Genomic DNA, 10,909 nt, shown 5'->3' with positions numbered 1-10,909 from the left:
CGCGCCATCGCCTGCACGGTGGCGCGCCAGTCGGCCTGGCCGGGCCGTGTCGCCGGCCGCATGCGGCGGGTGCGCAGCGGTTCGGCGAAGTGCTCCAGGGCCTGCAGCAGGCGCTGCGCCTCGCGCCACTCGTCGGCCGTCATCGTGTCGAAGTCGGCCTTGCGGAGCAGCTCGCGGTCCGACCAGGTGAGCGTGGCCTCGATGTCGAGCTGCTCCTGCGGCGGCGGCGCATCGGGCCGCGGCGCCTGCGGCTGCGGCGGGAACAGCGCCGCGGCGAGCCGGCGGTTCTCGGGCGGCGGCGGGCTCTTGGCCGGCCCCTGCACGCGCGGCAGCAGCATCGCCATCATGCGGCCCATCAGGTCGGGGTCGCGCCAGAACAGGTGGAAGGCCTGGTCGAACAGCAGGTGCTGCTCGGGCCGCGCGACGAAGCAGGCCTGCAGCGTGGCGTGGAAGTCGCGCCGGCTCGCCAGGCCCGCCAGCGGCAGCGCGCGCAGCGCGAGCTGCACGCGGTCCTGCCCCACCGGCAGGCCGGCGCTGCGCAGCACGCGGGCGAAGTGCATCACGTTGGCGGCCAGGTGGCCGGGCAGCGGGGCGGTCGCGGTGGGCGGGAGCATCGTGCGTCGGGGGCCCGGCCTCGCGGCCTCAGCCGCGCAAGGCCGTGCGCACCTGCTCCACCAGCCGCGCCGCCTCGGAGCCCTGCACCTTGGCGATGTCGTCCTGGTACTTCAACAGCACGCCAGCGTGTTGTTCACGGTCTCGGGGTCGAGCTGCAGCGCGTCGAGTTCCAGCAGCGCGCGGCTCCATTCGATGGTCTCGGCGATGCCCGGCAGCTTGAACAGGTCGGCGCCGCGCAGCGCCTGGATGAAGGCGACGATCTGCCGCGACAGCGCTTCGCTCGCGCCCGGCACGCGCTGGCGCAGGATCGCGAGTTCGCGGTCGGCATCGGGAAAGCCGACCCAGTGGTAGAGGCAGCGCCGTTTCACCGCGTCGTGCACCTCGCGCGTGCGGTTGCTGGTCAGCACCACGATCGGCGGCGCCGCGGCCTTCACCGTGCCCAGTTCGGGGATCGTGATCTGGAAGTCCGACAACACTTCCAGCAGGTAGGCCTCGAAGGGTTCGTCGGCGCGGTCCAGCTCGTCGATCAGCAGCACCGGCGGCAGCGGCTGCGCCGGATCGATGGCCTGCAGCAGCGCGCGCTGCGTCAGGAAGCGCGGCGAGAACAGGTCGGCGGCGAGCTGCTCGCGCGTGGCCCCGGCGTCGCGCTCGGCGAGGCGGATCTCGATCATCTGGCGCGGGTAGTTCCACTCGTAGGCGGCGCCGGCCAGGTCCAGGCCCTCGTGGCATTGCAGGCGGATCAGCGGGCGCTCCAGCATCGCCGCCACCGTCTTGGCGATCTCGGTCTTGCCGGTGCCCGGCTCGCCCTCGAGGAACAGCGGGCGCTGCAGCCGCAGCGCGAGGTACAGCGCGGTGGCGAGCTGGCGGTCGGCGAGGTAGCCGTGCGCTCGCAGGCGGGCGGCGGTGTCGTCGATGCCGGTGGGGAGGTCGGTCACGTTCAACCAGCCGCCGCCACCGCCCGCCCGGCCAGCACCGGGATCAGCGCGGCGCGGTACTCGGCCGAGCCGTGCAGGTCGGTGCTCAGGCCCTCGGCGTCGACCTTCACGCCGTTGCAGGCGGCGGCCGACCAACCGGCCGCGAGCTTGTCCTCCAGCGCCTTCACGCGCATCACGCCGGCGCCCGCGCCGGTCACCGCCACGCGCACGCCCTGCGGGCCCTTGCTGACGAACACGCCGACGATCGAGAAGCGCGAGGCCGGCTGGTTGAACTTCTGCCAGCCCGCCTTCTCCGGGATCGGGAAGCTCACCGAGGTGATGATCTCGCCCTCGGCCAGCGCGGTCTCGTACAGGCCCTTGAAGAACTGGTCGGCCGGGATGCTGCGGCGGTCGGTGGTGATGGTCGCGCCCAGGCCCAGCGTGGCGGCCGGATAGCAGGCGGCCGGGTCGTTGTTGGCGAGGCTGCCGCCGATCGTGCCGCGGTTGCGCACCTGGCGGTCGCCGATCTTGCCGGCCAGCTCGGCCAGCGCCGGAATGGCCTTCTTCACCTCGGCCGAAGCGGCCACGGTGGCGTGGGTGGTCATCGCGCCGATGGTGACGCTCTTCGCGTCGACCTGGATGCCTTGAGCTCGGCGATGGCGCCCAGGTCGACGATCGCGTCCGGCGCCGCGAGGTCCAGCTTCATCGAGCCGAGCAGCGACTGGCCGCCGGCCATCAGCTTGGCGTTGTCGGCCCCGGCCGCCTTCACGGCATCGGCCACGGTCGCGGGGGTCTGGTAGGCGAAGGCTTGCATGGTGGGTCTCCTGGTCGGATCGGCGGGCTCAGCGGGCGGCGGTCTGGATCGCCTGCCACACGGTGTGCGGCGTGGCGGGCATCGGCACGTCGCGCAGCCCCAGCGCGTCGCAGATCGCGTTGATCACCGCCGGCGGCGAACCGATCGCACCGGCCTCGCCGCAGCCCTTCACACCCAGCGGGTTGTGGGTGCAGGGCGTGCCCTGGGCGGTCTCGACCACGAAGCTCGGCAGGTCGTCGGCGCGCGGCATCGCGTAGTCCATGTAGCTGCCGGTCAGCAGCTGGCCGCTGTCGGTGTCGTACTGGCCGTGCTCCAGCAGCGCCTGGCCGATGCCCTGCGCCAGCCCGCCGTGCACCTGGCCCTCCACGATCATCGGGTTGACGATGTTGCCGAAGTCGTCGACCGCGGTGAAGCGCTCGACCTTCACCACGCCGGTCAGCGGGTCCGCCTCGACCTCGCAGATGTAGGTGCCCGACGGGTAGGTGAAGTTGGTGGGGTCGTAGAAGGCGTTCTCGTTCAGGCCCGGCTCCAGCTTGTCGAGCGGGTAGTTGTGCGGCACGTAGGCGGTCAGCGAGACCGACGCGAAGGGCACGCTCTTGTCGGTGCCGGCCACCTTGAACACGCCGTTCTCGAACTCGACGTCGGTGTCGGCCGCCTCCATCAGGTGGGCGGCGATCTTCTTGCCCTTGGCGATCACCTTGTCGACCGCCTTCACGATCGCGGTGCCGCCCACCGACAGCGAGCGCGAGCCGTAGGTGCCCATGCCGAACAGCACCTTGCCGGTGTCGCCGTGCTCGATGCTCACGTCCTCGAGCGGGATGCCCAGCTTGTCGGCGACGATCTGCGCGAAGGTGGTCTCGTGGCCCTGGCCGTGGCTGTGGCTGCCGGTGAACACGGTCACCTTGCCGGTCGGGTGCACGCGCACCTCGCCGGCCTCGAACAGGCCCGCACGCGCGCCCAGCGCGCCGGCGATGTTGCTCGGCGCCAAGCCGCAGGCCTCGATGTAGGCCGAGTAGCCGAGGCCGCGCTTCAGGCCCTTGGCCTCGCTGGCCGCGCGGCGTGCGGGGAAGCCGGCCACGTCGGCCAGTTCCTGCGCGCGGCCGAGCAGGGCGGCGAAGTCGCCGGTGTCGTAGGTCAGCCCGACCGGCGTGGCGTACGGGAAGGCCTGGATGAAGTTGCGGCGGCGGATCTCGGCCGGGTCGATGCCGAGGTCGCGCGCCGCGGTCTCGACCATGCGCTCGACCACGTAGGTGGCCTCGGGCCGGCCGGCGCCGCGGTAGGCGTCCACCGGCGCGGTGTTGGTGAACACGCCGGTCACCTCGCAGAAGATCTTCGGCGTGGCGTACTGGCCGGCCAGCAGCGTGGCGTACAGGATGGTCGGCACGCTGGACGCGAAGGTCGACAGGTAGGCGCCAAGGTTGGCCGTGGTGTGCACCCGCAGCGCGAGGAAGCGGCCGTCCCGGTCGGTGGCCAGTTCGGCGGTGGTCACGTGGTCGCGGCCGTGGGCGTCGGTCAGGAAGGCCTCGCTGCGGTCGGCGGTCCACTTGATGGGCCGGCCGACGTGCTTGCTGGCCCAGGTGATCGCGGTCTCCTCCGCGTACAGGAAGATCTTGGAACCGAAGCCGCCGCCCACGTCGGGCGCCACCACGCGCATCTTGTGCTCGGGGATGCCCAGCACGAAGGCGCACATCAGCAGCCGCTCGACGTGCGGGTTCTGGTTGGCCACATGCAGCGTGTAGCTCTCGTCGCTCGGGTTGTAGGACGCGTTCGCGCAGCGCGGCTCGATCGCGTTCGGGATCAGCCGGTTGTTGCGGAACGAGAGCTTGCTCACGTGCGGCGCCGCGGCCACCGCGGCGTCCACGTCGGCGCGGTCGCCGATGGCCCAGGTGTAGCAGACGTTGTCCGGCGCCATCTCGTGCAGCGTGCTGCCGGCCGCCTTGGCGGTGGCGGTGTCGACCACCGGCGCGAGTTCCTCGTAGTCCACCTCGATCAGCGCCGCCGCGGCCTTGGCCTGCGCATGGGTCTCGGCCACCACCAGCGCCACCGCGTCGCCGACGTAGAGCGCCTTGTCGTCGCACAGGATCGGGTGCTTGGGTTCCTTCATCGGCGTGCCGTCGACGCTGGTGATCAGCCAGCCGCAGGGCAGGCCGCCGACGTTGCGGAAGTCGGCGCCGGTGTAGACGCCCAGCACACCCGGCGCGGCCTGCGCCGCGTCGATGGCGATGCCGTTGATGCGGGCGTGGGCGTAGGGCGAGCGCAGGAAATAGGCGTAGGTCTGCCCCTGCTGGATCAGGTCGTCGGTGTACTGGCCGCGGCCGGTGAGGAAGCGCGCGTCTTCCTTGCGCTGGACCGGCTGGCCGATGAAACCCTGGCGTGCGTTCATGGTGTAGGTCTCCTGGGTTCGCGGGGCTCAGGCGCCCATGCCCTTGGCGCCCACCTGGACCGCCTTGACGATGTTCTGGTAGCCGGTGCAGCGGCAGAAGTTGCCCTCGAGGTGCTCGCGGATCCTGTGCTCGCTGCTGTGGTCGTGGTGCTTCACCAGGTCGATCGAGCTCATCACCATGCCGGGCGTGCAGTAGCCGCATTGCAGGCCGTGGCAGGCCTTGAAGGCGGCCTGCATCGGGTGCATCGTGCCGTCGGCCGCGGCCACGCCCTCGATGGTGGTCACCGCATGGCCGGCCGCCTGCACCGCCAGCATGTTGCAGCTCTTCACCGCCCGGCCGTCGAGGTGCACCGTGCAGGCACCGCACTGCGCGGTGTCGCAGCCCACGTGCGTGCCGGTGAGTCGCAGCGTGTCGCGCAGGAAGTGCACCAGCAGCGTGGCCGGTTCGACCTCGCGTTCCACCGCGCGCCCGTTCACCGTCAGTTTCAGCGTTTGACTCATCGCATGTCCCTCGTGCCTTGGTGTGTCGATCCGGAAAGTGTGGCGACGCTCTTCGTGTTTGGCTTACCGCAGGAATCCCTTATGAAATCGATTGCAATGGCTGGCGGGTCGAGTTCGGCGAAAGGTTTCATAGGGGGAAGCGCGCGGTCGACGCGGTGGCCTCGGCGTTTCACGATGCCGCTCCACGGACGGACAACATGGACAACGTCGACCTGCAGGTCTTCAGGACGGTGCGTGACTGGCGCCAAGCCGGGCATCGCGTCGTGCTCGCGACGGTGACGCGCACCTGGGGCTCCGCACCGCGGCCCGTGGGCTCGGTGGTCGCGGTGCGCGGCGACGGCCTGGTGGCCGGCTCCGTGTCGGGCGGTTGCATCGAGGACGACCTGATCGAGCGCGTGCGCGCCACGTCGATCGCCGCGGATCGCCCGGAAAAAGTGTGCTACGGCGTTACAGGTGACGAGGCGGCGCGCTTCGGACTTCCGTGCGGTGGATCGCTGGAACTGGTGGTGGAAACCATCACCGCGCGCAGCGCCATCGACGACTTGCTGGCCCGCCTCGAGCAGGGCGGCCGGGTGACGCGCACGCTGCATCTGGCCGACGGCCGGGTCGAGCTGGCGGCCGGTGCCGGCGAGCTGCTGCTGTTGAACGACGCGACGCTGGTGACCACGCTGGGCCCCGGTTTCCGCCTGCTGCTGATCGGCGCCGGCCAGCTGACGCACTACCTCGCGACGATGGCGCTGGCACTGGACTACGAGGTGCTGATCTGCGACCCGCGCGAGGAATACGCTGCCGCCTGGGCCGTTGCCGGCAGCACGCGGGTGAGCGGCATGCCCGACGACGCCGTGACGGCGCTGCGCCCCGACGCGCACACCGCGGTGGTCGCACTGACCCATGACCCCAAGCTCGACGACCTGGCCCTGATGGAGGCGCTGCAGTCCGAGGCCTTCTACGTCGGCGCGATCGGCTCGCAGGCCAACCAGCGCAAGCGCTGCGAGCGGCTGAAGCAGCACTTCGGCCTCGACGCTGCCGCGCTCGCCCGGCTGCACGGCCCGGTGGGCCTGAAGAACGGCGCGCGCACGCCGCCGGAGATCGCCGTCAGCATCCTGGCCGAGATGACCGCGGTGCGCTACGGCTACCGCATCCTGCCGCCGTTGCCGCCGCCGGGGCCGGCCGCGGTCGAGGCCGGCTGCGCCGTCTGAGCGCCGGGGCCGGCGGCCCGTCCGCAGCGCCTGCAGGGCCGCAGGCAGAATGCTCGGCGAGGACGGGATTCGATGCACCACGCTCCCCTGCGCTACCAGAGCGGCTTCGCCAACCACTTCGAGAGCGAGGCGCTGTCCGGTGCGCTGCCGGTGGGCCGCAACTCGCCGCAGCGCTGTCCCTACGGCCTGTACGCCGAGCAGTTCAGCGCCACCGCCTTCACCGCGCCGCGCGCCGACAACCGCCGCAGCTGGCTCTACCGCATCCGTCCGGCCGCGATGCACGCGCCGTTCGAGCCGTACGACGACGGCGGCCGGCTGGTCAGCGACTTCTCGACGCTCGCCACGCCGCCCGACCCGCTGCGCTGGAACCCGCTGCCGCTGCCGGCGGCGCCGACCGACTTCGTCGACGGCCTCGTGACCTGGGCCGGTCACGGCGATGCGGGCGTGCAGGCCGGTGCCGCGATCCATCTCTACGCCGCCGACCGCTCGATGCAGCAGCGCAGCTTCTGCAGCGCCGACGGCGAGCTGCTGATCGTGCCCCAGCTCGGCCGCCACCGCTTCGTCACCGAGCTCGGCGTGCTCGAGGTCGAGCCGCAGGAGATCGTCGTCATCCCGCGCGGCCTGCGCTTTCGCGTCGAGCTGCCCGACGGCGCGGGCCGCGGCTACGTGTGCGAGAACCACGGCGCGCCGTTGCGCCTGCCCGACCTGGGGCCGATCGGCGCCAACGGCCTGGCGCATGCGCGCGACTTCCTCGCGCCGGTGGCCGCCTACGAGGACATCGACGGGCCGCACCAGCTGGTCACCAAGTTCATGGGCCGGCTGTGGTCGGCGGCGATGGACCACTCGCCGCTCGACGTGGTGGCCTGGCACGGCAACTGCGCACCGTACAAGTACGACCTGCGGCGCTTCAATGCCATCGGCTCGATCAGCCACGACCACCCCGACCCGTCGATCTTCCTCGTGCTGCATGCGGCCTCCGACACGCCAGGCACCAGCGCCCTCGACTTCGTGGTCTTCCCGCCGCGCATCCTGGCGATGCAGGACACCTTCCGGCCGCCCTGGTTCCACCGCAACGTCGCCAGCGAGTTCATGGGCCTGATCCACGGCGTGTACGACGCCAAGGCCGAAGGCTTCCTGCCCGGCGGCGCGAGCCTGCACAACTGCATGACCGGCCATGGCCCCGACGCCGAGACCTTCGAGAAGGCGAGCCATGCCGACCTGTCGCAGCCCGACGTGATCCGCGACACCATGGCCTTCATGTTCGAGGCGCGCCACGTCTGGCGCCCGACACCCCGGGCGCTGGCCTCGCCGCTGCGGCAGGCCGACTACGCGCGCTGTTGGCAGGGCCTGCGCCGGCACTTCGATCCCGCACGGCGCTGAGCGCGCCGCGCGGGCCGCAGCTTCATCGGTCCCGGGCCTTCGCAGCGGCCTGCGCGGCCGCCTCGTCGTCTCTCAGCTGACGCGCGCGATCGACCACATAGGCCCGGATCGCCTCGACGTCCTCGGCGGCGATGCGTCCCGTCCAGTTCGGCATGCCCTTGTCGGCCAGCGCGCCGCCCAGGACCACCGCATCCCAGGCAGACTTGACCGACAGCATCGGTGAACGGCGCAGATCGGGGATCACGTTGGCGGCGTAGGTGCCGAAGCCGTGGCAGGCCGCGCAGTTTCCGTACAGTGCGGCGCCGCGCGACACGGTCTCGGCCGGCCACGTCTGCGCGGGCACATTGGGAGGCAGGAGCGGTCTGCTGTTGTCCGGCAGCACCGCCCGGCCGTCGAGCTTGAAGGCCAGGATGCGTCCGTGCAGGCCCACCTTGGGTGCGATGGCGAACGGCGCGTGCAGGGCGTTCGAGCCACCGAAGCCGGCCACGACCGCGATGTACTGCTCGCCTCCGACCGCATACGTCATGGCGCCGGCGATGATGCCGTCGAAGCCCTGCCAGCTCCACACCTGCCGGCCGGTGTCGGCCGTGTAGGCCACCAGCCGGCCATCGGGCGTGCCCTGGAACACCAGGTTGCCGCCGGTCGCCAGCACGCCCGCCGAGGCCAGGTTGCCGTGCTGGACCCGCCAGGCCTCCTTCTGCCGGACGGCGTCCCACGCCACCAGCGCGCCGCGCGTCTGCATGGCCAGCAGGCGCCGATGCGACTCGCTGCCGGGGCCGGCGAAGGTGGTGGCCTCGATGCCGGTGTTCCAGGTGCCGCGCTGCGGCGAGTACTTGAAGTCGGGCGAGTAGTTGTAGTCGAGCGGCACGTCCTGCACCGGGATGTAGGTGAGGCCGGTCTTCGGGCTGAAGGCCATGGGGTGCCAGTTGTGGGAGCCGAACGGCCCCGGCATGGCCCAGAACGACTTCTTCGTGCGCTCGTAGCGGGCGCCGGGCGCCTCGATCGGGCGGCCGGTCTTCAGGTCGATGCCGGTCGCCCAGTTGACCGTGGTGAAGGGCTCGGCCGAGATCAGTGCGCCGTCCTTGCGGTCGACCACGTAGAAGAAGCCGTTCTTCGGCGCATGGAGCAGCACCTTGCGCTGGCGGCCCTGCAGCGTCAGCTCGGTCAGGATGATCGGCTGCGTGGAGGTGAAGTCCCAGTTCTCGCTCGGGGTCTCCTGGTAGTGCCACTTGTAGGCGCCCGTCTCCGCATCCAGTGCGAGGAGCGAGCCCAGGAACAGGTTGTCGCCCTTGCTGCCCGAACGGTGCTCCCAGCTCCAGGGGTTGCCGTTGCCGGTGCCGATGATCACCTGATCGAAGTCGGCGTCGTAGACGATGGCATCCCACGGCGTGCCGCCACCGCCGGTCTGCTTCCAGGCCCCGTCGTGCCAGGTGCCGTAGGCCTTGCTCATCAGGATCGCGTCCGAGGCCGCGCCGTCGGGCTTGTTCTCGGGGTTCGGCGTCATGTAGAAGCGCCAGGCCAGCGCGCCGGTCTCGGCGTCGTAGGCGCTGACGTAGCCGCGCACGCCGTACTCCGCGCCGCCGTTGCCGATCAGGACCTTGCCCTTGACCACCCGGGGCGCGCCGGTGATCGTGTACGGCCGGGTCTGATCCACCGTGACGGTGGACCACACGAGCTTGCCGGTCTTCGCGTCCAGTGCCTCGAGCCGGCCGTCCAGGGTGCCGACGTAGACCTTGCCGTTCCACGCGGCGACGCCACGGTTGACCACGTCGCAGCAGGCGTCGGCGCCGCGGTCGCCAGGCACCTTCGGGTCATGGCGCCACAGCAGCTTGCCGGTGGCGGCGTCGTAGGCGTAGACCTTCGACCAGCTCGAGGTCGTGTACATCACGCCGTCGATCACCAAGGGCGTGGCCTCCTGGCCTCGTGAGGTGTCGAAGTCGCCGTACCAGGCCAGCTTCAGCCGCGCGATGCTGCGCGTGTTGATCTGGTCGAGCGGGCTGTAGCGGGCCTCCTGGTAGGTGCCGCCGTGCGTCATCCAGTTGGCGGGCTCCTGGGCCGCGGCGGCCAGTCGCGCGGCGTTCACGGGGTTCGCCGGCGCGGCCGATGCGTAGGGACTGCCGGCCAGGGTCGCCGCAAGGATCAGGGGGGTCGCGCCATGGCGCAGGACGGCCTTCCATGAGTGCATGTCGAGGAGCTCCGTTGTGTTCGATGGAATGGGCCCCGCCGACGCGGCAAGGCCGCATTGCGCCGCGGCACGGTGCATCGCGCCGGCGTCGTCGGGTCCGCCGGCCCTGCCGTTCCGCAGCGATGCGCGTGACCGGGGCTGGCGGCAGCGAAAGCGGGCTGCACGGTCGTCACCGTGCGCCTGCGTTGTGGAAATGATCCCTCAGGCTCGCGGCGTGGCGCCCACCCGTCGGGGTAGTTTGCGAAGCCGGGCTTCAATGTGGGAAGAATTCACCTGCATCGGCGTCGGCCTGGTGGTGAAGGGGCGCGGCGCTTCTTCGATCCGGCGTCGGCGTTGCAGGGCCTGCCGCCGCAGGCGCAGGTGTACTGCTGCGGCCCGACGGCGCTGATGGAGGCGGTGCGCGCATCGGTGCATGCGCCGGCCGACCGCAGCCTGCTGTCCGAGGCGCAGCGGCGGTCCGGGCGATCCATCATGGTCTGCGTCTCGAGGGCACGCTCATCGGTCCTCGAGCTCGATCTCTGAGCGGCGCTCACGCCCGGCTCACACCCGCTCCAGCACCACCGCAATGCCCTGGCCGACCCCGATGCACATCGTGCACAGGGCGTAGCGCCTCTGGTGTCGTGCAGCTGGTGGATCGCGGTGGTGATCAGCCGTGCGCCGCTGGCGCCGAGCGGGTGGCCCAGCGCGATGGCGCCGCCGTTCGGGTTGACGCGCGCGTCGTCGTCGGCCAGGCCGAGCTGGCGCAGCACCGCCAGGCCCTGAGCCGCGAAGGCCTCGTTCAGCTCGATCACGTCCATCTGCGCCAGCGTCAGGCCGGTGAGCTGCAGCACGCGCTGCGAGGCCGGTGCCGGGCCGATGCCCATGAGGCGCGGCGCGACGCCGGTGGTGGCCATGCCCACCACGCGCGCGCGCGGTGGT

General features: G+C 71.3%; 6 protein-coding genes and 4 pseudogenes. 3 read left to right on the top strand and 7 right to left on the bottom strand.

Features of this window, described 5'->3' with window-relative positions; all coding sequences use genetic code 11:
• From Y694_RS16390 to Y694_RS16370, 5 genes and pseudogenes are all read right to left on the bottom strand, one after another.
• A pseudogene (locus Y694_RS16390) lies at positions 1–614 on the bottom strand (hypothetical protein); the annotation flags it as partial.
• 28 nt (positions 615–642) lie between these two features.
• A pseudogene (locus Y694_RS16385) lies at positions 643–1,550 on the bottom strand (AAA family ATPase).
• 2 nt (positions 1,551–1,552) lie between these two features.
• Positions 1,553–2,343, bottom strand: a pseudogene (locus tag Y694_RS16380) (FAD binding domain-containing protein).
• A gap of 28 nt (positions 2,344–2,371) precedes the next feature.
• Positions 2,372–4,726 carry a xanthine dehydrogenase family protein molybdopterin-binding subunit gene (locus tag Y694_RS16375; protein ID WP_036234409.1) on the bottom strand — a complete coding sequence of 785 codons (2,355 nt, stop codon included), beginning with the start codon at positions 4,724–4,726 and terminating at the stop codon, positions 2,372–2,374.
• A gap of 27 nt (positions 4,727–4,753) precedes the next feature.
• On the bottom strand, positions 4,754–5,227 hold the full coding sequence (locus tag Y694_RS16370; RefSeq protein ID WP_036234407.1) for a (2Fe-2S)-binding protein: 474 nt from the start codon (positions 5,225–5,227) through the stop codon (positions 4,754–4,756).
• Between the two features lie 197 nt (positions 5,228–5,424).
• Between Y694_RS16370 and Y694_RS16365 the strand changes: the two genes are divergently transcribed.
• Together Y694_RS16365 and hmgA are read left to right on the top strand one after the other, a co-directional pair.
• Positions 5,425–6,426: an XdhC family protein gene (locus Y694_RS16365; protein ID WP_036234405.1), complete on the top strand. Its 1,002-nt coding sequence runs from the start codon at positions 5,425–5,427 to the stop codon at positions 6,424–6,426.
• A 72-nt stretch (positions 6,427–6,498) separates the two neighbouring features.
• On the top strand, positions 6,499–7,806 hold the full coding sequence (hmgA, locus tag Y694_RS16360; RefSeq protein ID WP_036234404.1) for a homogentisate 1,2-dioxygenase: 1,308 nt from the start codon (positions 6,499–6,501) through the stop codon (positions 7,804–7,806).
• A 22-nt stretch (positions 7,807–7,828) separates the two neighbouring features.
• On the opposite strand, the gene Y694_RS16355 is transcribed toward hmgA, so the two are convergent.
• Positions 7,829–9,991 (bottom strand): PQQ-dependent dehydrogenase, methanol/ethanol family, encoded by a 2,163-nt coding sequence (locus Y694_RS16355; protein WP_036234401.1) that lies wholly within the window; start codon positions 9,989–9,991, stop codon positions 7,829–7,831.
• Positions 9,992–10,249: 258 nt separating this feature from the next.
• Between Y694_RS16355 and Y694_RS23625 the strand changes: the two genes are divergently transcribed.
• Positions 10,250–10,513 (top strand): hypothetical protein, encoded by a 264-nt coding sequence (locus tag Y694_RS23625; protein ID WP_011828478.1) that lies wholly within the window; start codon positions 10,250–10,252, stop codon positions 10,511–10,513.
• An 18-nt stretch (positions 10,514–10,531) separates the two neighbouring features.
• On the opposite strand, the pseudogene Y694_RS23620 reads toward Y694_RS23625, so the two are convergent.
• Positions 10,532–10,909, bottom strand: a pseudogene (locus Y694_RS23620) (3-oxoadipyl-CoA thiolase); the annotation flags it as partial.

It is taken from the genome of Methylibium sp. T29-B, assembly GCF_000576225.1.
Taxonomy (GTDB): domain Bacteria; phylum Pseudomonadota; class Gammaproteobacteria; order Burkholderiales; family Burkholderiaceae_C; genus Methylibium; species Methylibium petroleiphilum.
Note: the sequence above shows the minus strand (reverse complement) of the source record. Positions and strands in the feature narration are given on the sequence as shown.

Coding starts and splice junctions, on each gene's coding strand:
- Y694_RS16355 (WP_036234401.1), bottom strand. CDS start 9,991: ATGCACTCATGGAAGGCCGTCCTGCGCCATGGCGCGACCCCCCTGATC.
- Y694_RS16370 (WP_036234407.1), bottom strand. CDS start 5,227: ATGAGTCAAACGCTGAAACTGACGGTGAACGGGCGCGCGGTGGAACGC.
- Y694_RS16375 (WP_036234409.1), bottom strand. CDS start 4,726: ATGAACGCACGCCAGGGTTTCATCGGCCAGCCGGTCCAGCGCAAGGAA.
- Y694_RS16365 (WP_036234405.1), top strand. CDS start 5,425: ATGGACAACGTCGACCTGCAGGTCTTCAGGACGGTGCGTGACTGGCGC.
- hmgA (WP_036234404.1), top strand. CDS start 6,499: ATGCACCACGCTCCCCTGCGCTACCAGAGCGGCTTCGCCAACCACTTC.